Origin of the sequence: Bradyrhizobium sp. USDA 326, from assembly GCF_049739485.1 — a bacterium.
Lineage (GTDB): Bacteria > Pseudomonadota > Alphaproteobacteria > Rhizobiales > Xanthobacteraceae > Bradyrhizobium.
In genome coordinates this window covers 1,782,945-1,807,019 of the sequence record NZ_JBMGQA010000001.1, presented here as the reverse complement: position 1 = coordinate 1,807,019, position 24,075 = coordinate 1,782,945, and the positions used below count along the sequence as shown (strand labels likewise).

The following is a 24,075-nucleotide window of genomic DNA, read 5'->3' as shown; positions in this document are numbered from 1 at the left end:
GCGATGCAAGGGGAGCACCTCAGGATAACGGTATTGGAAGTGTCCCTGCTGCGGCAGCCGCTCACCCCTCCAGCTTCCTCAGCAGCAACTTCAGCGCTGTTGCCGCAAACACCTGCATGTTGGCAAACCGGTCGCTGCTGCCCGTCTCCAGCGTCATCACCTCCGCGGCGGGGCCTGCGACCGCCATGCAGCTATGGCCCGCTGCGTCGCCGTAGCGGTTGCCGGTGGGGCCGGCGGCGCCGGTCTCGGACAGACCCCAATCACAATTGAAGCGGCTGCGCATCTGCTCGGCCAGCAGTTGGGCGTAAGGCTCCGACGACGACCGAAAACCCTTCATGCCGTCATCCGAAATATCCATCAGCACCCGTCTGGCATCGCGGGTGTAGACCACCGCGCCGCCGAGGTAATAGGCGGAGGCGCCAGGCACCGCGAGCAGGCTGGCCGAGATCAGGCCGCCGGCCGATGATTCCGCAACCGCGATGGTCTGTTTGCGTGTGATCAGCTGGGCCGCGACCCGTTCCGCAATTCCGACGAGCTCTTTCATCCCTGAAACCCCTCTTTCCTTCGCAACCGAGCTGCGCCTTCCTAGCATATGCCGGTGGCCCCGGCTGAGTTGCGGGCGGCGGGCAGGCCTGCTTGAATGCAGGCACGAGACAAGAATTGACGAGGAAACGTGAAGGAGACGTCATGGCGTCCCTGATCGCCGGCGGGGTGGACTGCGATGTGCATCCGGCCGTGCCGCATCTGACCAGCCTGCTGCCCTACCTGAACGATTATTGGCGCGATCAGGTCACGACGCGCGGCATGGTCGACCTCGTCTCGCAATCCTATCCGCAGAACTCGCCGATTACGGCACGGCCCGACTGGCGGCCCGAGCAGGGCAAGCCGGGCGAGAGTCTGGCGGACATGCAGCGCCATGTGCTCGATCCCTTCCAGCTCGAGCATGCCATCTGCAATCCGCTGTACGGCGTGCAGATGGTGTTCTCCGAGGACATGCAGGCCGCCTTCTGCCGCGCGCTGAACGATTGGCTGGCGAAGGAATGGCTCGATCGCAACGCGCGGCTGCGTGGCTCGATCGTGATCCCGACGCAAGGCGTCGAGAAGGCGGTCGCCGAGATCGAGCGCTGTGCGCCGGACAGGCGCTTCGTGCAGGTCTTGATGCTCGTGATGGGCGACGTGCCGCTCGGCAAGCGGGCGCTGTGGCCGATCTATGAGGCCGCGGAGCGCCTGGAACTGCCGGTCGGCATCCATGCCGGTTCCGCCTATCATAATCCGCCGACCGCGGTGGGGTGGGGGTCCTACCACATCGAGGACTATGTCGGGCAGGCCCAGGCGTTCCAGACCCAGCTCACCAGCCTGATCGTCGAAGGCGTGTTCGCCAAATATCCGAAGCTGAAAATGGTGATGCTGGAGTCCGGCGTCTCCTGGATCGCGCCCTATCTCTGGCGCCTGCACAAGTTCTGGCGCGGGGTGCGGATGGAAACGCCCTGGGTCGATCGCGCTCCGCTGGAGATTGTGCGCAGCAACATCCGCTTCTCGTTACAGCCATTTGATGCGCCGCCGGAACCGGAGACATTAATTCGCCTGTTTGATCATATGCAGTCGGACGAATTGGTCCTATTCTCCACGGACTATCCGCACTGGCAGTTCGACGGCCAGGACGCGCTGCCCGAAGGTCTGTCCCCCGATCTCGTGCGCAAGATCATGATCGACAATCCGCATGCAACCTATCCCCGCCTGAAATGAGCCCGCTGCCAAAGGAGGCAAGGCGATGAATATCCAGTTCCGCGAGAGCCAAGAAGCCGCGTCCCCCCTGACCGTCAAAACCGCGATCGCGGACTGCGACATCCACCCGGCACGCGCTACCCGCACCGAGCTCTACCCCTATCTCGCAAAACGCTGGCAGCATCACCTCGAGGTCTACGGCGTCCATGCCTATCAGGGCATGATGGAGGGCCCGCCCTATCCCAAAGCCCAGCCCAACGCCTCGCGCCGCGATGCCTATCCGCCGGAAGGCGGCCCGCAGGGGTCCTCGCTGTCGTTCATGCAGAAGCAATTGCTCGATCCCAACAACGTGCAGCTGGGCGTGCTCAACCCGCTCAACACCGGGCAGGGCATCCGCAATCACGAGCTCTCGGCGGCCCTATGCTCGGCGATTAACGACTGGCAGATCGACAAATGGACGTCCAAGGACAAGCGGCTGAAGGCATCCATCGTCGTCGGCAATGAGGACGGACTGTCGGCCGCCGCCGAGATCCGCGAGCGCGCCGGCGACAAGAACTTCGTGCAGGTGCTGCTGCTCAGCCGCAATGTCGAGCCGCTCGGCCAGCGCCGCTATTGGCCGATCTATCAGGCCGCGGAGGAGGCTGGCCTTCCGGTCGGCGTCCACGCCTTCGGCTTCGGCGGCAACCCGATCACGCCGTCGGGCTGGCCGTCCTATTACATCGAGGAGATGGTAGGTCACTCGCAATGCCAGCAATCGGCGCTGGCGAGCCTCGTGCTGGAGGGCGTGTTCGAGCGTTTCCCGAAATTGAAGATGGTGATGATCGAGGCCGGATTCGGCTGGGCGCCGTCGCTGGCGTGGCGGCTCGACAAGGCCTGGCAGCGGCTCAGGAGCGAGGTGCCGCATGTGAAGCGGCCGCCGTCGGAATATATCCGCGAGCAGGTGTGGTGGACGACGCAGCCAATGGAGGATCCGGAGCGTCGCGAGGACCTGTTCGACGTCATCAAATGGATCGGCTGGGACCGGCTTCTGTTCGCGACCGACTATCCGCATTGGGATTACGATGAGCCCTCGCGCGTCTTGCCGGCGGGCGTCAGCGAGGCCAATCGCGAGGCGTTCTATTTCGGTAACGCGAAGAAGCTCTACGGCGTTTCCTGATGGCAAGACACGTCATCGCGCCGGTCGACGAGCTTCCGCCGGGCACGCGAAAGTTTTTGGAGATCGACGGGCGGCCGATCGCAATCTTCAACATCAAGGGCGAGTATTTCGGCCTGATGAACCGCTGCCCGCATCAAGGCGCGGCGCTGTGTGAGGGACCGCTGATCGGGCTGGCGCAGTCGAGCAATCCCGGCGAGATCGAATACACCAAGTTGGGGGAGATCATCCGCTGCCCCTGGCACGGCTGGGAGTTCGACATCCGCACCGGCCAATCCTATTGCGACCCCCGCCGCTTCCGCGTCAAGGCCTATCCGGCCCATGTCGAGCCGGGCGCGAGCGTGGTGAAGGGGCCGTATGTCGCCGAGACTGTCACGGTCAGGATCGAGAGTGACTACGTGGTGGTGGAGCTGTAGCCCCTGTCATTCCGGGGCGGCCCGCAGGGCTGAACCCGGAATCCATCGTGCGACAGAAATGCTCGCCTCTTGCGGAATGACACCGTCCTAATGCCCCGCCACCGGCTCCGGCACCGCATCATGGGCCGGCACCGCCTTGCCGCCGCGATACACCGTCGAGGCCGCGATGATGCCGAGCAGGGCGGCGAACATCAGCCAGAAGCCGGGCGATGCCTTGTCGCCGGTCCGCTCGATCAGCCAGGTCGAGGCGAACGGCGTGAAGGTGCCGAACAGGGCGGCGGCGAGCGCAAACGCCAGCGAGAAGCAGGTGGTGCGGACATGCGCCGGCACGATCTCGACGAGGGCACCCAACATGGTGCCGCTGTAGACGCCGAAATAGAACGAGAACATCATTTCGACCGCGAGCAGCTTGCCGAAGGTCGGCGCCGCCACCAGCCAGTGCAGAGCCGGATAGGCGGTGACGAGCGACAGGCAGGCGATCGCGATTAGCACCGGCTTGCGGCCGATGCGATCGGAGAGCGCGCCGCCGACCGGATTCCAGATGAAGTTGGTCACCGCCACCAGCAGGGTGACCAGCAGCGCATCCTGCGTCGACAGCTTCAGCACGGACTTGCCGAAGGTCGGCGTATACACGGTAACGAAGTAGAACGTCGTCGTGGTCAGGATCGCGATCATCATGCCGAGCACGACGACGCGCCAGTTGGCGAGTGCCGAGGCGAACACCTCGCTCGCGCTCGGATGCTTCTTCATGGCGAGGAAGGCCGGCGTCTCCTCCAGCGTCCGCCGCAGGAGGAAGATCAGCGGAATGATCAGGCAGCCCACGAAGAAGGGAATGCGCCAGCCCCAGGCGCCCACGGTGTCGGCCGGCATCACCTCGGAGAGGATGTAGCCGAGGATCGAGGCCACGAAGATCGCGACCTGCTGGCTCGAGGACTGGAACGAGGTGTAGAAGCCGCGATTGCCGGGCGTCGAGATCTCCGCGAGATACACAGACACGCCGCCGAGCTCGACGCCGGCCGAGAAGCCTTGCAGCAGCCGGCCGATCAGCACGATGACTGGCGCCGCGATGCCGATGGTCGCGTAGCTCGGGCAGAACGCAATGACGACGGTGCCGAAGGCCATGATGCCGAGCGTGACGATCAGTCCGTGGCGGCGGCCGATGCGGTCGATATAGGCCCCCAGCACGATGGCGCCGACCGGGCGCATCAAGGCGCCGAGCCAGAACACGCCGAACGTGTTGAGCAGGGAGGCGGTCTCGTTCGTCGAGGGGAAGAACGCCTTGCCGATCGCGGCGGCATAGAAGCCGAACAGAAAGAAATCGAACTGCTCGAGGAAATTGCCGCTAGTTGCGCGCAGGATCGCCCCGACGCGTGACTTGATTGCGGGCGGACTGGTTGAGGCGGCTGGTCCAGCCATGACGTTGCTCCCCTTGGAAGACGTGGCCGGGCCGACTGAAATTCACGGCAAGGCGACAGATTGATGCTGCGACAATCTGTCATACCCCTTCCCGCGCGGAGCGGGGCGAGTCAACCGGTATTCCGGAGGAAGCTGATGATTTTTCAGGCTTTATTTTGCGTTGCAGCGACGATCCATTGCCGGAATGCGGCAAGTTTCGGCGCCTCGCGGCGGCCCTCCGGCGCGACCAGGTAGAACCCGGCATCGGCCGGCAGTGCGATCTTGAAGGGGACAACGAGGCGGCCCTTGGCGATGTCGTCCTGGACGTAGGAGGTCCGCCCCATCGCCACGCCGATGCCGTCGATCGCGGCCTGGATGGTCATGAAGATCATGTCGAAGGTGATGCCAGGTTGCCTTGCGATGTCGGCCGGCAGGCCCGCCGCAGTCAGCCACAGCCGCCAATCATCGCTGTTGGCGTTCGAGGTGTGCAGCAGCGGATGGTTGCGCAGATCCTCCGGCCGGCGCAGCGGCTTGTCGCCGCGCAGCAGTGACGGACTGCACACCGGGAACAGCTCGTCCGCCATCAGCCAATCGGCGCGCACGCCCGGCCACTGGCCGCGGCCATAGCGGATCGCGGCATCGACATTGTCGCGCTGGAAGTCGACGAGGCTGGTCGAGGTGGTGATGCGCACGTCGATGCCGGGATGCTGCTCCTGGAAATCGGTCAGGCGCGGCAGCAGCCATTTTGCCGCGAGCGAGGCCAGTGTCGACACGGTCAGCACCTTGTCGTCCTCTTTGCGCAGCAGGCGGTCGGTGGCGAGCCGGAGGTCGTTGAAGGCGGCGCGAACGCCCGGGAGGTAGTCGCGCGCCTCCGGCGTCAGCGCCAGCGCGCGGTTCTGCCGGATGAACAGGCGGATGCCGAGCTCCTCCTCCAGCCTGCGGATCTGATGGCTGATCGCGGTCTGGGTCACGTTCAGCTCGCTGGCTGCCAGCGTGAAGCTGAGATGGCGCGCGGCGGCCTCGAACGCCCGCAATCCGTTCAAGGACGGCAATCTGGCAGTCATTTGGCAGCAGGATACATGACGTTATTTCATGCGAAAAGGTACAAATTGTCGTTTGTCGCAGCGCCGTAGGAAGCAGATATTAGCGGTCAACTTAGCTCCAGGAGCTGAAAATGTCTACTTTGACCGACAATTCGATGACAAATCATCATGCACTCGGCCTGATCCAGCAGATCGGCGAGACGCTTCACGTCTGGCATGAGCGCTACCGCACCAGGCGCGAGCTGACCAACTGGACCGCCCGCGACCTCCATGATGTCGGGCTGTCCTGGTCCGACATCGCCTACGAGGCCGACAAACCCTTCTGGCGGGCCTGATTGGCCGCCAGGCCGGCGCCGCCTGAATTTGGGGCGCCGGCGGTCCCTTTTTCCGCACGGCATGTGTCATGAGCATCCTTCGCCTCGAAGACCTGAAGCAATATTCGGATACGCTGCGCACCCGCGACGGCGCGGCGCTCAACGTTCGCTTCGTCGAGCCGCGCGACACCGAGGAGCTCCAGCACTATTTCCGTTCGCTATCGACGCGCTCTCGTTACAATCGTTTCTTCGGCGCGATCAGCGAGCTGCCGCAGGGCCTGCTGCACGACTTCCTTCAGATCGGCGAGGGCGAGCGCTTCACGATCGTTGCGACCATGATGGTCGAGGGCTTCGAGACCATAGTGGCCGAAGCGCGCTATGCCTTTCATGCCGAGACCGCGACTCTCGAGTTCGGCCTGTCGGTCGACGACCGCTGGCAGGGTTACGGCATTGCCACCGCGCTGATGAAGAACCTCGAATGCCGCGCCGCCGCGCTGCGAGCCGAGCACATGTTCGGCGACACGCTGCGCTCCAACGAGGCGATGGTTTCGCTCGCGCGCAAAGCCGGCTTCGCCTTCGTCCGCCATCCCGACGACTGGAAGCTGGTGCGCTTCGACAAGGAGATCAGCGTCGCTCCGAAAGACATTCCCTGCGCGAGCTGGCGCCTCGCTGCCCTTTCCCGTCAGGCCGACAGCCCCTCAGCCTCGGCCTGACACCACTGCAGCCCGGCCTGGCCACGCCAGAGCCGGGCGTCTTTTTCGCCTTCCGCTCTCTTCATCGTCATTCCGGGGCGCGAATAGCGCGAACCATGATGCGCAATTGCGCATCGGAGAATCCATTTCGCCGCGCGTTCTGCGGCCCAATGGATTCCGGGCCCGATGCTCCGGGCCGCGCCTTGCGGTCCCGTCGCATAGCCCCGGAATGACGCTCCTCGTTTCGGAGCTACTTCCCCGTGAACACCGCTTTCCGCTTCTCGATGAACGCCTGCACCGCCTCCTTGTGATCGGCGGTCGTGGTCAGGCGGATCAGCCGTTCAGCCTCGTGATCCCTGGCCGTTTCGAAATCGAACAGCACGGCCTCGTCCAGATTGTCCTTCATGTAGCGCAGCGCCAGGCGCGGGCCTTCGGCGAGCGATCTGGCCAGTGCGAAGGCCTCGGTCTGCAGCTTGTCATCAGGCACCACGCGGTTGACGAGGCCGATGGCTTCGCAACGCGCGGCATCGACGCGATCGCCGGTGAACATCAATTCGCGCGCCCGGGCGGTGCCGACCAGCCGGGTCAGCAGCCAGGCGATGCCGTAGTCGCCGGAGAGCGCGATCCGGGCGTAGCCGGTGGCGACGAAGGCCGATTGCGCGGCGATGCGGATGTCGCAGGCCATGGCGATGGCGAGGCCGGCGCCGACCGCGGGACCGGGTAGCGCGGCGATGGTTGGCTTACGCACCGACACCAGCGCGCCGGTCAGCAGCCGCTGCCGCTCCTGGAGATCGGCGACCTTGTCGTCGAAGGACATTTCGAGCTTCTTCGGATCGCGATGCGCGCCCATCCCCTTGACGTTGCCGCCGGCGCAGAAGGCTTCGCCCGCGCCGGTGAGCAGCAGCGCGCCGACACGTGGATCCTCGCCGCAGGTTCGGATCATCGTGCGCAGCGCCGGCGTCAGCGCGTCCGACAGCGAATTGCGCGCCTCCGGCCGGTTCAGCGTGATGATGGCGACGCGGTCGCGAATGACGCAGAGGAGCTCGCTGGTACCGGTGGCGATGGTAATTTCCGTGGTCATGTCGCCTCCCCATTTTGTTGTCATTCCGGGGCGATGCGAAGCAGCGAACCCGGAATTTCGAGATTCCGGGTTCGGTCCTGCGGACCGCCCCGGAATGACGAGCTGAACTCAAAACTTCTCCACCCAGGGCCGCAGCTCCAGCTCCCAGCTCCAGGCGCTGCGCGGCTGCTGCAGCACGTTCCAATAGCTCTCCGCGATCGCGTCGGGATCGAGCATCGAATCCGGCTTGTCCGCCGGTTCGGTTCGCGTCGCGCTCCTGATGCCGCCGTCGATGACGAAATGCGCGACATGGATGCCTTGCGGCGACAACTCGCGCGCCATGCTCTGTGCGAGGCCGCGCAGCGCGAACTTGCCCATCGCGAACGGCGCGGACTGCGCATAACCCTTGACGCTGGCGGAGGCGCCGGTGAACAGGATCGCGCCGTGCTTGTTCGGCAGCATGCGCTTGGCCGCCTGCTGTGCGACCAGGAAGCCGCCATAGGCGCTGACCGCAATCGCCTGCGCGACGTCGGCCGGAACGAGCTCGATAAAAGGCCCGCGCGTGCGGCCGCTGGCATTGTAGACGACGAGGTCGGGCGTTCCGATTTCACGCTCGACGAGGCCGAACAGCCGTTCCACCTCGTCGGGCTCGGTGGCATTGCAGGCATAGGCCCTGGCCCCTGTCTCGCTGCAGAGCGCGCCGAGCTTTTCGATCTTTCGCGCGGCGAGCGCGACGCGGACGCCCTGGGCGGAGAGCAGCCGCGCCAGCGAGGCGCTCAGGCCTTCGCCGGCGCCGACGAGGAGGGCGATCTTGTATTTCGGATGTTCCATGGCGTGATCTCTCGGAAGCAGGAGCCGCTGATCTATGCATGGGCTGTGCGAAGAACCAGCCGGGACGATGACAATTCCGCAGAGCGAATTGCTCCTCTGCGGCGATCATGCCGCCCTGACAATTTGCGGCTTTATCGCGGTCCGCGACTGGAGCATGATCGACATCATCCCAAGCGGCAAGCGCAAAGAATTGCCGTGGGACGGAAACGAAGAGGACGATCATGCACAAGCCGGTCACAGCGCAGCCACAAGGTGTCGCGGCCGCACCATCCGGCCTGCTGGCGCCCGATACGTCAGGCATGAATTTCTACCGCGCCGATCCGGCGCTCGCCGATCTCCTGCGCATCCATCTGCCTGATACGCTGTTCCGTCATATCGAGCCGCATCTCGATCGTCTCGGCGAACTCGCCGGCGGCCGTCTCGACGAGTGCGCCCGGCTCGCGGACCGGCATACGCCCATTCTGCACCAGCGCGACAAGTTCGGCCGTGACGTGCAGTGGATCGAATACCACCCGGCCTATCGCGAACTGGAGAACGCTGCGTTCGGCGAGTTCGGCATCCATGCGCTCTCGATCCGCAAGGGTATCATGGGCTGGCCGGACAAATTTCCTGTGGTGGCCAAGCACGCCTTCACCTTCCTGTTCAACCAGACCGAATTCGGCATGGGCTGCCCGATCAACGTCACCGACGGCTGCGCCAAGCTGCTAGCAAACTTCGGCAGCGAGGCGCTGAAGGCAAAATATCTCGATGGCCTGACCTCGACCGACATGAGCAAGCTGACTCAAGGTGGCCAGTTCATGACCGAGAAGGAGGGCGGCTCCGACGTCGGTACGCTGACCACGCGCGCGGTGCAGGAGGGCGACCATTGGCATCTCTACGGCGAGAAGTGGTTCTGCTCGAATGCGGATGCGAAGGTCGTGATGCTGCTGGCGCGGCCCGAAGGCGCCGGCCCCGGCACGCGCGGCGTCGGCCTGTTCCTGATGCCGCGCTTTCTCGACGACGGCTCGCAGAACAACTACCGGATCGTGCGCCTCAAGGACAAGCTCGGCACGCGTTCGATGGCCTCGGGCGAGATCAAGCTCGAAGGCGCGATCGCCTACGCGGTCGGCAAGCTCGACCGCGGCTTCGTGCAGATGGCCGAGATGGTCAACTCGTCGCGGCTCTCCAACGGCGTCAAGTCCGCCGCGCTGATGCGCCGCGCCTATCACGACGCGATGACGGTGGCGACGAACCGCGTCGTGTTCGGCAGCCGCATCATCGACCTGCCGCTCGGGCGGCGGCAGATGCTGAAGATCATGCTGCCGGTCGAGCAGGCGCTGTCGATGAGCTTTCTCACCGCCGATGCACTCGATCGCGCCGAAGCCGGCAGCCAGGATGCGGCGGCGCTCCTGCGCATTCTCACCCCGACGCTGAAATTCCGCGCCACGCGCGACGCGCGAAAGGTCTGCGGCGATGCGCTCGAGATGCGCGGCGGCATCGGCTATATCGAGGAGTTCGCCACCGCCCGCCTGCTGCGCGATGCGCATCTCGGCTCGGTCTGGGAGGGTACCGGCAACATCGTGGCGATCGATGCGCTGCGGCGTGCGGTCGGCCGTCACGGCGCGGAGTCCGCGCTCGCGGCCGATCTGCAGGCCCGGCTCGACGACAGCGCCTCCGTGCCGCAGGCCTGGCGCGATCGTCTGCGCCGCCTCACCGATCGCGCCGTCGGCTTTGCGCGCGAGGTCGCAAGCAAGTCCGAGAACGAGGCGGAGGCGCGCCGCGCCACCAGCCTGCTCTATCATGTCGCCAGCGCGGTCGCGTTCGCCTGGGAGGCGCATCGCATCCACGACATGCGCGGCGATGCGCGCCGCTTGCTGCTGTCACGCCTCGTCATCGATCATCGGGTGTTGCCGAGCGATCCGTTCCGGCTGACGGAAAATGCCGCGCAAGCGAACATCGCAGCGTTGTTGCTCGGCGATCGCGCAGGCAGCATGAGCGAGGTTGGCGAACTGGTTCTGGCGGCGTAGGCTCGCCCTTCACCTCTCTCGATGGGAGAGGTGAAGTCCCCGCAAGTAACGAAAATCATAACAATGAGGAAACACCGATGAAGGCCGCCGTCCTCCATGAAGTCAACCAGCCGCTCGTCATCGAGGACGTCAGCCTGCCCAAGCCCGGCCCGCGCGAGGTTCTGATCCGCACCGCGGTCGCCGGCCTCTGCCACTCCGATCTCCATTTCATGGAAGGACTCTATCCGCATCCGCTGCCCGCGGTGCTCGGGCACGAATCCGCCGGCGTGGTCGAGCAGGTCGGCTCCGATGTCACTTACGTCAAGCCGGGCGACCACGTCGTCACCTGCCTGTCGGTGTTCTGCGGCACCTGCGACAACTGCACCACGGGCCGCACCGTGCTCTGCACCGACACCACGGTGAAGATGCTGCCGGGCGTCTCCAACCGGATGCAATGGTCGAAGCCCGAGAAGCTGCACCAGTTCCTGAATCTCTCGTCATTTGCCGAGCAGATGCTGGTGCACGAGAACGCCATCGTCAAAATCCGCAAGGAAATGCCGCTCGATCTCGCCGCGCTGATCGGCTGTGGCGTCATCACCGGCTACGGCGCCGTGGTGAACACGGCCAAGGTGACGGCCGGCGAGACCGTGGCGGTGATCGGCTGCGGCGGCGTCGGCATGGCCGCGATCAACGGCGCGCAGATCGCCGGCGCCGGCCGCATCATCGCCATCGACACCAATCCGGCCAAGCTCCAGCTTGCGACCAAGCTGGGGGCGACTGATATCATCAACCCGGCGGATGGTGACGTCGTGAAGCAGGTGCGCGACCTCACCAATGGGGGGGTGCATCATTCCTTCGAGGTGCTCGGCCGCAAGGAGACCGCCGAGCAGGCGTTCGGCATGCTCGCTTCCGGCGGCACCGCAACCATCGTCGGCATGATCCCGTTCGGCCAGAAGATCGAGCTGCACGGCTTCGACTTCCTGCGCGAGCGCAAGATCCAGGGCTCCTCGATGGGCTCCAACCATTTCCGCGTGGACATGCCGCGCCTGGTCGACTTCTATTTGCGCGGCCGCCTGCACCTCGAGGACTGGATCTCGGCCAAGCTGAAGCTCTCCGAGATCAACGAGGGCTTTGCCAACATGAAAGCCGGCAGGACGCTGCGCAGCGTGATCATGTTCGATAGTTGAGGTCGGTATCGCTGTTTTCGCTCCGTCATTGCGAGGAGCCCTTGCGACGATGCAATCCAGGATCCTCCGCGGAGGTAGTCTGGATTGATTCGCGGAGCCTGTCATCGGGCCGCGCTTCGCGCGGACCCGTTGGCTCGCAATGACGTGGAGGGATCAATCGTCAAACATCTTCGGCGGCGCGAACCCGCCGAACTCGCGCTCGATCAGCTCGGCGAGCTTGAGCGGCGTGCGGTCCTCGAGGAAGGGGCCGACAATCTGGACGCCGACGGGCAGGCCGCTCTTCGACAGACCGAGCGGAACTGCCGTTGCAGGTAGACCCGGAAGCGTGGCAATGCCCGGCCAGGCGAGCTGGTCGGAATAGGGATAGTCCTTGCCGTCGATGCTGATCGTTCGCAGCCGCTGCTCCGGCGAATGATCATGCGGAAAGGCCGGCGTCGGCATGATCGGGCAGATCACCGCGTCGAAGCTCCCGAACAGCGCGCGCCATTGCGCACGCAGGCCGGCGCGGCTGCCGGCGTCGAGCACCCAGGCGCGGTGGCTTGCGGTGATGCCACGCAGTCGCTCCGCGCCGAGGCTGCGATCCTCCGGTGACAGCTGGCTCGCCCGCGCCTGCGCATCCGCCAGCTCGTCGGGAGGCAAGAACGCGCCGAGGAAGCTCAGCAACATGCGCATGTAAAGCCGCGACGTCTCCGCGAAGTCCGGGAGCAGTGGGCTCTCTCGTGCGACGGTCACGCCGGCCTTCGCAAGATCGGTTGCGAGCTTGTCGATCGCGCCGCGGACATCCCGGTCGGTCGGCAGCAGCGGATGGCTGTCGATCACCAGGACACGAAAATCCCGCAGCGACTGATGCCGTGCAGCTGGCAAGTCGAGCTTGTAGGCGATACCGGCGTCGAGCGGATCGGGTCCCGCCATGACGTCGAGCAGCAAGGAAAGATCCGCCGCCGTGCGCGCCATCGGCCCGATGACGGCGAGGTCGCCCTCGCGCGGAATGGCTGGAAACGGCGGCGGAGTCTCGCCACGCGCCGCGCAGAGATTGATGGTCGGCTTGTGCGCAAAGATGCCGCAATGAAATGCCGGCACACGCAGGGAGCCGCCGATATCCGAGCCGGTGGCGAGCGCGCAATAGCCCGCGGCGAGGGCTGCGGACGATCCTCCGGACGATCCGCCCGGTGTGCGGCCGAGATCATAGGGGTTGCTGGTGGTGCCGTAGATGTCGTTGTAGCTCTGCCAGTCGCCGAGGCCGACCGGCACGTTGGTCTTGCCGAGAATGATGCCGCCGGCCTGCTTGATGCGGGTCACCGCCAGCGCGTCCTCCACAGGCTTGAAGTCCTTCTGCGGCACGAACCCCCAGGTCGTCGGCAGGCCGGCGATGTTGAAGGATTCCTTGATCGTCGTGGGCAGGCCGAGCAGCGGCTTGCGCTCGCCGCGGGCCAGCGCCGCGTCCGCCTCGCGCGCCGCAACGAGCGCGCGCTCGAAATCGCGCACACAGATCGCGTTGATCCTGCCGTCATGCCGTTCGATGCGTTCGATCGCATCCTGCGTGAGCTCGACCGCGGAGACCTTCCTCGCGCTCAATGCGGCCGACAACTCGACCGCACTCTTGAAACTCCATTCCGACCTCGCCACGGCGTTCTCCCGCTCTGGTTGTTGGAGGATGATGCGCAGTTTGGCCGAACGCGGCAACGGCTGTTTGATGGAGATTGCTATGTCAGTGGGACAGTGTGGCTCCTACGCCGCCCCGATCACGATCCCGACCGCCAGCACGATGGCGCCGCCCAGCACGATCTGGAACACCGCCTGGAGGAACGGGGTGTCCATGTAGCGCGAGCGGATGAAGGCGATTGCCCACAATTCGAAGAACACGACGACACAGGCGATTCCCGTCGCGATCCAGAACGCATTGGCCCAGCTGTCGGGAACGAGATAGGGCGCGGTGTGGCCAAGCCCGCCGAGCGTCGTCATCGCGCCACAGGTGATGCCGCGCAGCCAGGGCGAGCCGCGCCCCGTGAGCGAGCCATCATCGGACAGCGCTTCCGCAAATCCCATGCTGATGCCGGCGCCGATCGAGGCGGCGAGGCCCACCAGAAAGGTCTGCCAGTTCTGATGCGTGGCGAAGGCCGCCGCAAACAGCGGCGCCAGCGTGGAGACCGATCCGTCCATCAGGCCGGCAAGACCCGGCTGCACATATTGCAGCACGAACATCCGCCGCCGCGTGCGATCCTCCTCGGCGCGCACGTCCGGCTTCAGGATCTCGTCGGTGAGTTTCACGGCGGTATGCTCGTGAGCCTTCTCGGCTTCGGCGAGATCGCCGAGCAGCCTGCGCACGTTGACGTCCTCGGCCTGCTCGGCGGCCTTGGCGTAGAAGCGCTCGGCCTCGAGCTCCATGGTCTCGACTTCCCGGCGGATCGTGTCGAGCGGCAGGTTCTTGGTCAGCCAGATCGGGCGGCGGCGCAGGAAGCCCTTGACGTCCTCGCGGCGGATCGGCGGCAAATGCTGGCCGAAGCGCTGCTCGTAGGTTTCCAGCAGCATGTGACGATGGCCACGCTCTTCCTCGGCCATCTGCTCGAACAGCTTTGCCGAGTCCGGATAGCGCTCCTTCAGATCCTCGGCGAAGGTCATGTAGATCCGGCTGTCCTCCTCCTCGGAGGAGATCGCGACCGCCAGCACTTCGCGCTCGGTCAGATCGGCAAAATTTTTCACGGCACCCTGGCTTCCTAATTTAGAACTATTCTAAATATATAGGGTGCCGAGGTTCCCCGGTCAAATCAGCTGCCGCCAGCTTTCGCCAGGAAGCCGAGCAGCAACCGGCTGACCTCGGCGGGCTGCTCCTGCTGGACCCAGTGGCCGGCGCCATCGACGAGATGGCAGCCGAGCATGTTCGTGCACGCGCGGCTCTGCATCGCCTCGAATGCGCCGGGGCGCTGATAAGTGCCCCAGTCCTGCTCGCCCGAGATGAAGCAGGAGGGCACGTCGATGCTGCGGCCGGCGAACAGCTGCATCTCATTGTTCAGCATGCCTGACGTGCCGTAGCGATACCATTGCAGCCCGCCCTGGAATCCGGTGCGGCCATACTCGGCGGCGTAATAGGCGAGCTCGCTGTCCGGCAGCCATCGATTGGCGGTGATCGCGTCCGGCGAGGGCATTTCCTTGGCGACCGTCTCCGGCATGGTCTCGCTCAGGTCCATCACGTAATAGGTCGGCAGCTTTGCCAGCTCGCTCGCCGACCACGACGCCAGCGGATAGGGTTTGTTGCCGGCCCAATCCGCGCTCTTGTGATGATAATAGGCGCGCAGAAAATCATGCACGCCTTGTGGCGCGCGGTGCATGTCGGCGTTCGCCTCGCGCGTCGAATAGTACCATTGATAGTGTATTCGCGGGCGCGGCAGCGCGGCGAGTTCGCGATGAACGGGGTCTTCGGCCGCAGGCTTTGCCGGCATGTCGACGGTGTTGAACGGCAGCGGCGGCGGTCCGCCGAACGGCGCGCTCATCATCGTCACTGACCGAAACACGTCAGGCCGGATCAAGGCGCACCAGGCCGCGACCGGGCTGCCGAAATCATGCCCGACCACATCGACCTGCCTGTAGCCGAACGCCGACACCAGGGCGAGCGCGTCACGCACGAGGTTGAGGAGCGAGAAGGGCGCGAGATCGCCGTCGTACTCCGCACTCCATCCCGTCGTGCGCCCATAGCCGCGCTGGTCCGGTGCGATCACGTGGTAGCCGGCAGCGGCGAGCGCCGGCATCACCTTTCGCCAGGAGAAGGCGAGTTCGGGAAAGCCGTGCAGCAAGAGGATGCAGGAGCGGCCTTTGGTCTCGAAGCCGGCCTCCAGCACATGCATGCGCAAGCCATTGATGCCGTCGACATAGCGCGAGCGGATGTCGGCGGGCAGCGGAATCGGGGGCAGATCAGGCATGGTGCCTCCTCGTCATGGCCGGGCATAGCCGTCCGAAGGACGGCGTCGCTTCCGCTCGTCTATGCCCGGCCATCCACGTTCTTCGTTGCCGGCAATTGTAAGGACGTGGATGCCCGGGACAAGCCCGGGCATAACGGCAAGAAACAGGAAGATCGGGTGCGCTACACCGCCGCGCAGACGAACGCATTGCCCTTGCGCTTGATCTTCCCCACGGACGGTGACGGGAAGTGCGCCGTGCAGCACAGCGTGTCGGTGTCGCAATAGTGCTCCAGGAAGCTGCGACGCGTCGTTGCGGCCTTGGCCGGATCGACGTCGAACTTGATCGACAGCTCCGGATAGAGCGTCTGCAATGGCGAGTGCATGAGATCGCCGGAGAACACGGCATCGTCCTTGCCGCGACCCATCGTGATGGCGATATGGCCCGGTGTATGTCCGGGTGTCGGCAGGATGCGAACGTGGTCGCCGATCTGATGGTCGTTGCCGACGAGCTCGTGCCTGTTAGCCTCGACCACCGGCAGCACGCTGTCGGCGAAGGGCGGGACTTCCGCCTTCGCGTTCTGCGCGGACCAATGGTCGAATTCCTGCCTGGCGAAGACGTAGCGCGCCTTGGGGAAGGTAGGCACCCATCGCCCGTTCTCCAGCCGCGTGTTCCAACCGACGTGATCGACATGCAGATGCGTGCACATCACGAAGTCGAATATCGTCCACCGAGAAGCCGGCCGCGTTCAGCGCGCTCAAATACGTGTCGTCGGTCTTCATGTTCCATTTCGGCCGATTGGGGCGCGGCTTGTCGTTGCCGATGCAGCTGTCGACGAGGATGGTGTGGTGCGGCGTCTTCACGAGGTAGGACTGGAAACACAGCAGCAACACGTCCTGCTCGTCCAGCGCCCTGGCCTGACGCATCCATTGCCGATTCTCGGCCAGCACCTCCGCCGTCAGTCCCGGCAGTATCTCCAGGGCCGGAACGAAGGACGTCTCCTGCTCGACGATGCGATGAATGGTGAGATCGCCGATCGAGAACTTGAGGCTCATGAGAACTCCCGCTGTTATGCGGCTGGCGGCACCGAGATCTTCACCGAGGGCCGCTCCAGCATCTTCTGGTGGAAGGCGTCGAGCTTCGGATAGGCCTTGCGCCAGCCGCAATCGGCGAAGCGGAAGTCGGCATAGCCGAGCACGCAAACGAGGCCGACCTGTGAGATGTCGAACGGGCCGTTCAGCACCTCCGGCATGTTCTCGAAGCGCGCCATACCGGTCCAGGCCCTGTTCCAATGGTCGTCCGACCAGGCCTGCCATTGCAGGCCTTGCGGGCGCACCATCTTTTCGTAGCGGCACAACAGCATGGAATCGAGCATACCGTTGATCAGGGAGTGATTTGTCTTGGCCTTCCAGCGCCGCGGGCCGTAATCCGGGATCAGGCTGCCGCCGGCCATCTCGTTGAGATATTCGACGATGACGTAGGAATCTAAAATCACGTCGCCGTCATTGGTGATCAGCACCGGCAGCTTCTTCAGCGGCGTGATCTTCGAATAGTCCTCGTTGGGCGTGCCCGGCGTCACGGCCGCGGACACGAACTCGATCTTGTCGATCAGCCCGAGCTCGATCGCGGCAATGCGCACCTTGCGGGCGAAGGGCGAGGCGGGGGAGAAGGTGAGTTTCATGGAACGATCCTGATGAACATCGGGCGGTGTTTTCGTCATTGCGAGCGAAGCGAAGCAATCCAGATTGTCTCCGCAGAAAGAACCTGGATTGCTTCGTCGCAAGAGCTCCTCGCAACGACGGGGAGAGAGCGGAGGCTTACGCCGCGATGATCTCCTGGCGCTGCTCGCCGAGGCCTTCGATGCCGAGGGTGACGACGTCGCCGACATTGAGGAAGGTCGGCGGCTTCATGCCGAGGCCGACGCCGGGTGGGGTGCCGGTGGTGATGATGTCGCCGGGCAGCAGCGTCATGAACTGCGAGACGTAGGAGATGCACTTGGCCATCGAGAAGATCATGGTCTTGGTCGAGCCGGTCTGGCGACGCTGGCCATTGACGTCGAGCCACATCGACAGATTCTGCACGTCCTTGATCTCGTCCTTGGTCGCGAGCCACGGGCCGAGCGGGCCGAACGTATCGTGCGACTTGCCCTTGGTCCACTGCCCCAGGCGCTCGATCTGGAACGCGCGCTCGGAGACGTCGTTGCAGACGCAATAGCCGGCGACATGGTTCAGCGCGTCGGCTTCCGACACGTATTTCGCGCGGGTGCCGATGATGGCGGCGATCTCGACCTCCCAGTCGAGCTTGGTCGAGCCGCGCGGCTTCTCGACCGGATCGTTCGGACCCGACAGCGAGGTGTTGGCCTTCATGAAGATGATCGGCTCGCTCGGAATATCGGCGCCCGTCTCCTTGGCATGGTCGCTGTAGTTGAGGCCGATCGCCACGAATTTCGAGATGCCGGTGACGGGCGCGCCGAACCGCGGCTTGCCGGAAACGGCGGGCAGCGAGGCGGGATCGAGCGCCGCCAGCTTCTTCAGGGACTCAGGCGAATAGGCCTCGCCGGTGAGGTCCTTCAGATGCGCCGACAGGTCGCGCAACTGGCCGGATTTGTCGATCAGACCGGGCTTTTCCGCACCCTTCTCGCCGTAACGAACAAGCTTCATTCTCGTTTCTCCCTGGAGATTGGACCGATCGGTTAATAGCTTCATGGAACAGGGCGGCAGGAAATTCAACCGCCCAAAACAGAGATCACCCCAGCGCTACGAACCTGAACGCGTCCGCCTCCCGCCTGATATGCCCGGCCGAAAAATGTCCGCCGATCACCAGCGTCGGCGTATCGGCAAAGCGGCCGAACAGCGCTGCCCGCGTTGCGGCCGATTGCGCCTGGTCGGAATCGGCGGTCGAGGACCAGTCGAGATGCGCCATCTGACAGGGGTGATGGGCGACATCGCCGGTGAGCAGGGCCTGTTCGCCCTCAGACTGGATGAGGACGCTCATATGGCCGGGACTGTGGCCGGGGGTCGGGATCATGCTGATCTCCTCGCAGAGCCGGTGATCGCTCGGGATCAAATCGGCCCTGTCGGCATCGACGATCGGCTGCACGGAGTCGCCGAACACGGCCTGCTTGTCCGGCTCGGTCGAATGGTCGCGCCAGTATTCGTACTCGATCCTGCCGAAAACGTAGCGCGCCTTCGGGAAGGTCGGCACCCATTTGCCGCCGGACAGTTTCGTGTTCCAGCCGACGTGATCGACATGAAGATGCGTGCACAGCACGGTGTCGATGCTGTCGGGCGCAAAGCCCGCCGCCGTCATGGTCTGCAGAAATGGCGTGCTGCGGTTGTTCCAGGTCGGGACGTTGCGGCCCTGCTTGTCGTTGCCAAGCCCGGTGTCGACCACGATGCGCTTGCCGGGCGTCTCCACCACCAGCGAATGGATCGACATTTTCAGCCGGCCCTCTTCAGTGGCGAAATGCGGGGTCAGCCAGGGCAGCTTGCGGATTTCCTCGTTGCTCGCGAGCGGCAGGATGAAGCGGGTCGAGCCGACCGTCTCCAATTCCGCCACTTTGGTGATTTTGACCTTGCCCACCTGCCACTGCATCCGGCACCTTCCCAGCTTCTTTTTGGTGCCGAAACATGCGGTTTTCCGCCGTCAAGCGCAATGGATCATCTGACGCGATACGGCGTTATCGCGGGAACCCTGGAGAGAGCCATGCCGGAGCTTACGATTTCCGCTGAGAAGGTCGCCTTCATCATCGAGAAGGCGCGTGAATTCGACGTCAAGGAGGGGGATTCCGATCCGGATTCCGGCTCGAACCCGAGCGACGACGATGCGGTCGATGTCCTCGAGGACGATGGCTCCGACCCTGTCGTGCAAGAGCTCGGCAGCTTCATGATCGCCTTGAACGAGGACGAACAGGTCGATCTCGTCGCGCTGACCTGGCTTGGTCGCGGTGACGGCACGATCGACGATTGGGACGATCTGCGCGCCCGCGCCGTGGAGGCGCGCGGTGAGTATCGCAGCCCGCGCCGCGAAACGGTGCACTATCTGCTCGGCGAGCCGATGCTGGGCGATCTGCTCGCCAACGGGCTCGAGGAATTCGGCATCGACTGGACCGGCGAGCGCCTCACCGCCGATTCCTCCGATCCCAGCGAGCGTGACGAGGACGAGGCGACGAAGCAGCGCTGAATGCGGAGAGCTCTCTCCCCGCGAGGGCGGGGAGAGAGGAGAAGCCTTACAGCGTGCCCGGGAACGCACCACCATCCAGCAGAATGTTCTGCCCGGTGATGAAGCCGGCCTTGGCGCCGCACAGGAAGGCGCAGGCATAGCCGAACTCGTCCGGCTGGCCGAAGCGGCCGGCGGGGTTGAGCTTGGCGCGCTCCGCCAGGATCTGCTGCGGCGTGACGCCGCGCTTGTCGGCTTCGCCCTTCGCGGTGCTGGTCAGGCGATCGGTCTCGAACGGGCCCGGCAGAAGGCCATTGATGGTGACGTTGTTGATGACAGTCTTGCGCGAGAGGCCGGCGATGAAGCCGGTGAGACCGGCGCGCGCGCCGTTGGAGAGGCCGAGGATGTCGATCGGCGCTTTCACCGCGGCCGAGGTGATGTTGACGATGCGGCCGAACTTGCGCGCCATCATGCCGTCCACCGTCGCCTTGATCAGCTCGATCGGGGTCAGCATGTTGGCGTCGATCGCCTTGATCCAGTCGTCGCGGGTCCAGTTGCGGAAATCGCCGGGCGGTGGGCCGCCGGCATTGTTGATCAGGATATCGGGCTCGGGACAGGCCTTCAGCACCGCCTCGCGTCCCGCAGGCGTCGTGATGTCGCCGACGATCTCGGTGACCGTGACATCGGGATAGGCCTTGCGGATCTCATCAGCCGTTTTCTTCAGGGCTTCGGCACCGCGCGCGGTCAGCGTGACATGAACGCCGGCGTCCGCCAGCGAGATGGCGCAGGCGCGGCCGAGACCCTTGCTGGATGCGCAGACGATGGCGCGGCGACCCTTGATCCCAAGATCCACTGTTTCACTCCGTAATGTCAGGTAGGGTTGGACGACGGCACTCTAGCCAAGAGTGGCGCCGCTGGTAAGGGAGGGGCTCGCACCAAAATGCATGCGCGTCCACGCTGCGATGCAAATGCGCCAGATCAGATGCGCCGCTCCTGCTTGAGGCGGTCGATGGCGGAGGTCGCCTCCGGCGGCAGCGACTTGAAGCCCATCTGGCCGGCGGCCGAGAACAGCGGCCGCAGGTGCGAGCCGGCGAGGAAGGGCGGCTCGCGGTTGGCCGGCACGATCTGGTCGAACACCAGCACCAGCGTGGTGGCGACGAGGCCGACCCTGATGGCGCCGAGCGCGGCGCCGCCGAGCCGGTCGCCGATGCCCGCCTCGCCGATGGTGTCGTTCAGCGCCATGCGGCCGATATGGCCGAACAGCATGCCGATCACCACGAAGATCGCGAAGAACCAGATCCAGTTCTGGAGCAGCGGCGAGTTGGCATTGCCGGCAATCTGCGGTGCGATCATCGGCATCAGCGCAACCGCGATCGGCGCGGCGAGAAGATAGGCGAGGATGGTCATGGCGCTGCGCAGCAGGCCGGTCCTGAAGCCGAAGCCGACCGCGACGGCGAGCGCGGCATAGACGGCGAGATCGAAACTGTTCATGAGCCTGCCTATGGAACGAATGAACGTCGAACCGATCATTCCGGTTTCAGATCGCTAAAATCGTCTGTATTGATGGCCCCAAAGCTCGCGGGATCGCGCCCAAGGAAATCGATAAGGAAATCGGCAAGGAAGTCGTCATGTCAGACCTATTCGACGTCAGTAAAGAAACCATCCTCGTCACGGGCGCGAGCCAGGGGCTGGGCCGGCAATTTGCCCGGGTGCTGGCGGCGCATGGCGCATCGGTTGCGCTCGCCGCGCGGCAGACCGACAAGCTGAAGAGCCTCGAGGCGGAGATCCGCGGCAAGGGCGGCCGTGCGGCAGCGGTCGCGCTCGATGTCACCGACACCGCCTCGATGGCCAAGGCTGTCGATGCCGTCGAAGCCGCGCTCGGTCCCGTCACCGTGCTGATCAACAATGCCGGCATCGCCATCGAGAAGCTCGCGACCGAGCAGACCGAGGCGGACTGGGACGCGGTGATCGGCGCCAATCTGAAGGGTGCCTATTTCCTCGCGACCGAAATCGCCCGCCGCATGATTGCGCGCAAGCAGGAAGGCAACATCGTCAACATCGCCTCCGTGCTCGGCACCGGCGTGCTCAAGGCGGTCTCGCCCTACGCGATCTCCAAGGCCGGCATCATCCAGGCGACGAAAGCGATGGCGCTGGAACTGGCGGGACAGAACATCCGCATCAACGCGCTCGCGCCGGGCTACATCGACACCGAGATGAACCATGCGTTCTGGTCGACGCCATCAGGCGAACGCCTCGCCAAACGCATCCCCCAGCGCCGCGTCGGCGCCGAGTCCGATCTCGACGGCGCCATCCTGCTGCTGGCGTCCAACGCGTCGCGGTACATGACCGGGAGCGTGGTGACGGTGGACGGCGGGTTCTTGCTGAATTGATTCACGTCGTCGTTGCGGACAAGCGCTTTTCGCTCCGCTGTCGTCCCGGACAAGCGCGCCCAAAGCGCGCGCAGATCCGGGACCCATAACCACAGGGAGAAGTTGGGGCGCGCGATGGCAACTCCGAGTCTTCGCCAAACCATGTCCTGTGGCTATGGGTCCCGGATCGGCGCTTACGCTTGTCCGGGACGACAGAGGGGAATGACGCGGCGGCAGCTTCACACTACCGCATCTCCGCACCTATCATGTCCGCCGCCTTCTCCCCGATCATGATCGTCGGCGCATTGGTGTTGCCGCCGATCAGCGTCGGCATGATCGAGGCGTCGACGACGCGCAATCCTCCCACGCCGTGCACCTTCAGCGCCGGATCGACCACGGCCATCGCGTCCGTCCCCATCTTGCAGGTGCCGACGGGGTGATAGACGGTGTCGACGCGCTCGCGCAGCACGGCGCGGATATCGTCGTCGCTGCGCACGTTCGCGGTGAACATGTCCTTCTTCTGCAGCGCGCGCAGCGCCGGCGTCTCCATCAGGCGGCGCGTGGTCTTGAAGCCCGCGACCATGGTCTCGAGATCGTCCTCGTGCCCGAGGAAGTTCGGATCGATCAGCGGCGCCTGCATCGCATCAAGGCTGGCGAGCGAAACGCTGCCGCGGCTCTTCGGCCGGAGCAGGCAGACATGGCAGGAGAAGCCGGTACCGCCATGGCGCTTGCGGCCGTGGTCGTCGACCATCGCCATGCCGAAATGCAGCTGGATGTCCGGGATGTCGAGATCGGGCCGCGTCTTCAGGAAGCCGCCGCATTCGGCGAAATTGGAGGTGAGGGGACCGCGGCGCTCCCGCCGATATTGCAGGATGGCGCGGATCAGCCGCGGCATGCCCTTCAGCGAGATGCCGGAGAAATAGGGGCTGTCGGACATGTAGCCGAAGATGAAGTCGGGATGGTCCTGCAGATTCTGCCCGACGCCCGGCAGATGATGCACGCTTGCGATGCCGTGTGCGCGAAGCGCGGCGGCGTCGCCGATGCCCGACAGCATCAGGAGCTGCGGCGACTGGAACGCGCCGGCGGCCAGGATCACCTCACGCCGCGCGCGAAGCTGCTTCAATTCCTTGCCCTGGCGGTATTCGATGCCGACCGCGCGCCTGCCCTCGAACAGGATGCGCGTGGCATGCGCCTGCGTCACGACGCGCAAGTTCGCGCGCTTGCCCATGTGCGGATGCACATAGGCCCGTGCCGCGCTCCAGCGCTCGCCGTTCCTCTGCGTCACCTGGTAGATGCCGAGGCCTTCATGGTCGTCAGTGTTGAAATCCTCGCGAATGCGGAATTGCCCCTCCTGCGCCGCCTGCAGGAAGATCTGCTGAACCGGATTGCCGGAGCGCAATTTGTTGACGAAGAGCGGCCCGTCCTTGCCGTGATAGTCGTCGTCGAAATCGGCGTTGTTCTCCGACCGCTTGAAATAGGGCAGCACGTCTGCGTACGACCAGCCGGTGTTGCCGAGCGAAGCCCAGTGGTCGTAGTCGGCGCGGTGGCCGCGGATATAGACCATGGCGTTGATCGCCGAGGAGCCGCCGAGCCCCTTGCCGCGCGGCTGATAGCCGATGCGGCCGTTCAGCCCCTTCTGCGGCAGGGTGTTGAAGGCCCAGTTGTTGACGGTGCCGGCGACCATCAGCACCAGCGCGCCCGGCGTGGTCACGACCCAGTTGTCGCAAGCCCCGCCGGCATCGAGCAGCGCCACGGATGTCGCCGCATCCTCCGACAGCCGGCCCGCGACCGTGCACCCGCCCGAGCCCGCGCCCACGACGACGAAATCGAATGTGTCGGTCAATTGTTGTTCCCCT

Annotated in this window: 23 protein-coding genes and 1 pseudogene; 9 read left to right on the top strand and 15 right to left on the bottom strand. The window is 64.8% G+C overall.

Annotated elements, in window-relative coordinates; genetic code table 11:
* Positions 1 to 61: 61 nt before the first annotated feature.
* Positions 62 to 544, bottom strand: coding sequence for a CinA family protein (locus tag ABIG06_RS08665; protein WP_370135595.1), 483 nt, complete (start codon positions 542 to 544; stop codon positions 62 to 64).
* Positions 545 to 687: 143 nt separating this feature from the next.
* On the opposite strand from ABIG06_RS08665, the gene ABIG06_RS08660 reads away from it, so the two are divergent.
* From ABIG06_RS08660 to ABIG06_RS08650, 3 genes are read left to right on the top strand one after another with little or no spacing between them, the layout of a single operon-like run.
* Positions 688 to 1,746 (top strand): amidohydrolase family protein, encoded by a 1,059-nt coding sequence (locus tag ABIG06_RS08660; protein ID WP_370135592.1) that lies wholly within the window; start codon positions 688 to 690, stop codon positions 1,744 to 1,746.
* A gap of 25 nt (positions 1,747 to 1,771) precedes the next feature.
* Positions 1,772 to 2,881, top strand: a complete 1,110-nt coding sequence (locus tag ABIG06_RS08655) for an amidohydrolase family protein (RefSeq protein ID WP_370135589.1) — start codon at positions 1,772 to 1,774, stop codon at positions 2,879 to 2,881.
* Entirely contained in the window at positions 2,881 to 3,294 is a 414-nt protein-coding gene (locus tag ABIG06_RS08650) for a Rieske (2Fe-2S) protein (RefSeq protein WP_124159351.1), read from the top strand. The genes ABIG06_RS08655 and ABIG06_RS08650 overlap by 1 nt, the downstream gene beginning before the upstream one ends.
* Before the next feature lie 87 nt (positions 3,295 to 3,381).
* Here the strand turns inward: ABIG06_RS08650 and ABIG06_RS08645 are convergent, their stop codons facing one another.
* Entirely contained in the window at positions 3,382 to 4,710 is a 1,329-nt protein-coding gene (locus ABIG06_RS08645; protein WP_424578253.1) for an MFS transporter, read from the bottom strand.
* A 143-nt stretch (positions 4,711 to 4,853) separates the two neighbouring features.
* Positions 4,854 to 5,753, bottom strand: coding sequence for a transcriptional regulator GcvA (locus ABIG06_RS08640; protein ID WP_370135586.1), 900 nt, complete (start codon positions 5,751 to 5,753; stop codon positions 4,854 to 4,856).
* A 110-nt stretch (positions 5,754 to 5,863) separates the two neighbouring features.
* Here ABIG06_RS08640 and ABIG06_RS08635 point away from each other — a divergent pair, with 110 nt between their 5' ends.
* The gene (locus ABIG06_RS08635) at positions 5,864 to 6,067 is read left to right on the top strand and encodes a DUF1127 domain-containing protein (RefSeq protein WP_370135584.1); all 204 of its coding nucleotides are present in this window, start codon (positions 5,864 to 5,866) and stop codon (positions 6,065 to 6,067) included.
* A gap of 68 nt (positions 6,068 to 6,135) precedes the next feature.
* Positions 6,136 to 6,759: a GNAT family N-acetyltransferase gene (locus tag ABIG06_RS08630; RefSeq protein ID WP_370135581.1), complete on the top strand. Its 624-nt coding sequence runs from the start codon at positions 6,136 to 6,138 to the stop codon at positions 6,757 to 6,759.
* A 229-nt stretch (positions 6,760 to 6,988) separates the two neighbouring features.
* Here ABIG06_RS08630 and ABIG06_RS08625 read toward each other — a convergent pair whose 3' ends face one another.
* Together ABIG06_RS08625 and ABIG06_RS08620 are read right to left on the bottom strand one after the other, a co-directional pair.
* On the bottom strand, positions 6,989 to 7,819 hold the full coding sequence (locus ABIG06_RS08625) for an enoyl-CoA hydratase (protein ID WP_370135579.1): 831 nt from the start codon (positions 7,817 to 7,819) through the stop codon (positions 6,989 to 6,991).
* A gap of 108 nt (positions 7,820 to 7,927) precedes the next feature.
* The gene (locus ABIG06_RS08620) at positions 7,928 to 8,629 is read right to left on the bottom strand and encodes an SDR family NAD(P)-dependent oxidoreductase (protein ID WP_370135576.1); all 702 of its coding nucleotides are present in this window, start codon (positions 8,627 to 8,629) and stop codon (positions 7,928 to 7,930) included.
* 221 nt (positions 8,630 to 8,850) lie between these two features.
* Between ABIG06_RS08620 and ABIG06_RS08615 the strand changes: the two genes are divergently transcribed.
* Both ABIG06_RS08615 and ABIG06_RS08610 read left to right on the top strand, forming a co-directional pair.
* Positions 8,851 to 10,635 carry an acyl-CoA dehydrogenase family protein gene (locus ABIG06_RS08615; RefSeq protein WP_370135573.1) on the top strand — a complete coding sequence of 595 codons (1,785 nt, stop codon included), beginning with the start codon at positions 8,851 to 8,853 and terminating at the stop codon, positions 10,633 to 10,635.
* Positions 10,636 to 10,712: 77 nt separating this feature from the next.
* A complete protein-coding gene (locus ABIG06_RS08610; protein ID WP_124159343.1) occupies positions 10,713 to 11,801 on the top strand; it encodes a Zn-dependent alcohol dehydrogenase in 1,089 nt (362 codons plus the stop codon).
* 153 nt (positions 11,802 to 11,954) lie between these two features.
* Here ABIG06_RS08610 and ABIG06_RS08605 read toward each other — a convergent pair whose 3' ends face one another.
* From ABIG06_RS08605 to ABIG06_RS08575, 7 genes and pseudogenes are all read right to left on the bottom strand, one after another.
* Positions 11,955 to 13,427, bottom strand: a complete 1,473-nt coding sequence (locus tag ABIG06_RS08605) for an amidase (protein WP_124159342.1) — start codon at positions 13,425 to 13,427, stop codon at positions 11,955 to 11,957.
* A gap of 102 nt (positions 13,428 to 13,529) precedes the next feature.
* On the bottom strand, positions 13,530 to 14,501 hold the full coding sequence (gene mbfA / locus ABIG06_RS08600) for an iron exporter MbfA (RefSeq protein ID WP_124159341.1): 972 nt from the start codon (positions 14,499 to 14,501) through the stop codon (positions 13,530 to 13,532).
* Between the two features lie 65 nt (positions 14,502 to 14,566).
* Positions 14,567 to 15,715: an alpha/beta hydrolase gene (locus ABIG06_RS08595; RefSeq protein WP_370135570.1), complete on the bottom strand. Its 1,149-nt coding sequence runs from the start codon at positions 15,713 to 15,715 to the stop codon at positions 14,567 to 14,569.
* A 161-nt stretch (positions 15,716 to 15,876) separates the two neighbouring features.
* Positions 15,877 to 16,747 (bottom strand): annotated as a pseudogene (locus ABIG06_RS08590) (MBL fold metallo-hydrolase).
* 14 nt (positions 16,748 to 16,761) lie between these two features.
* A complete protein-coding gene (locus ABIG06_RS08585; RefSeq protein WP_370135567.1) occupies positions 16,762 to 17,373 on the bottom strand; it encodes a glutathione S-transferase family protein in 612 nt (203 codons plus the stop codon).
* A 136-nt stretch (positions 17,374 to 17,509) separates the two neighbouring features.
* Positions 17,510 to 18,352 carry a fumarylacetoacetate hydrolase family protein gene (locus ABIG06_RS08580; RefSeq protein ID WP_124159337.1) on the bottom strand — a complete coding sequence of 281 codons (843 nt, stop codon included), beginning with the start codon at positions 18,350 to 18,352 and terminating at the stop codon, positions 17,510 to 17,512.
* Positions 18,353 to 18,437: 85 nt separating this feature from the next.
* Complete coding sequence (locus ABIG06_RS08575; protein ID WP_370135565.1) at positions 18,438 to 19,286, bottom strand: MBL fold metallo-hydrolase; 849 nt, start codon at positions 19,284 to 19,286, stop codon at positions 18,438 to 18,440.
* A gap of 111 nt (positions 19,287 to 19,397) precedes the next feature.
* Between ABIG06_RS08575 and ABIG06_RS08570 the strand changes: the two genes are divergently transcribed.
* Positions 19,398 to 19,874 (top strand): DUF3775 domain-containing protein, encoded by a 477-nt coding sequence (locus ABIG06_RS08570; protein WP_124159335.1) that lies wholly within the window; start codon positions 19,398 to 19,400, stop codon positions 19,872 to 19,874.
* Positions 19,875 to 19,920: 46 nt separating this feature from the next.
* On the opposite strand, the gene ABIG06_RS08565 is transcribed toward ABIG06_RS08570, so the two are convergent.
* A complete protein-coding gene (locus ABIG06_RS08565) occupies positions 19,921 to 20,703 on the bottom strand; it encodes an SDR family oxidoreductase (protein WP_035669603.1) in 783 nt (260 codons plus the stop codon).
* 125 nt (positions 20,704 to 20,828) lie between these two features.
* Positions 20,829 to 21,341: a CvpA family protein gene (locus tag ABIG06_RS08560; protein WP_124159334.1), complete on the bottom strand. Its 513-nt coding sequence runs from the start codon at positions 21,339 to 21,341 to the stop codon at positions 20,829 to 20,831.
* 137 nt (positions 21,342 to 21,478) lie between these two features.
* On the opposite strand from ABIG06_RS08560, the gene ABIG06_RS08555 reads away from it, so the two are divergent.
* Entirely contained in the window at positions 21,479 to 22,240 is a 762-nt protein-coding gene (locus tag ABIG06_RS08555; RefSeq protein WP_370135563.1) for an SDR family oxidoreductase, read from the top strand.
* A gap of 223 nt (positions 22,241 to 22,463) precedes the next feature.
* Here the strand turns inward: ABIG06_RS08555 and ABIG06_RS08550 are convergent, their stop codons facing one another.
* Positions 22,464 to 24,062, bottom strand: coding sequence for a GMC family oxidoreductase (locus ABIG06_RS08550; protein WP_370135562.1), 1,599 nt, complete (start codon positions 24,060 to 24,062; stop codon positions 22,464 to 22,466).
* Positions 24,063 to 24,075: the final 13 nt, after the last annotated feature.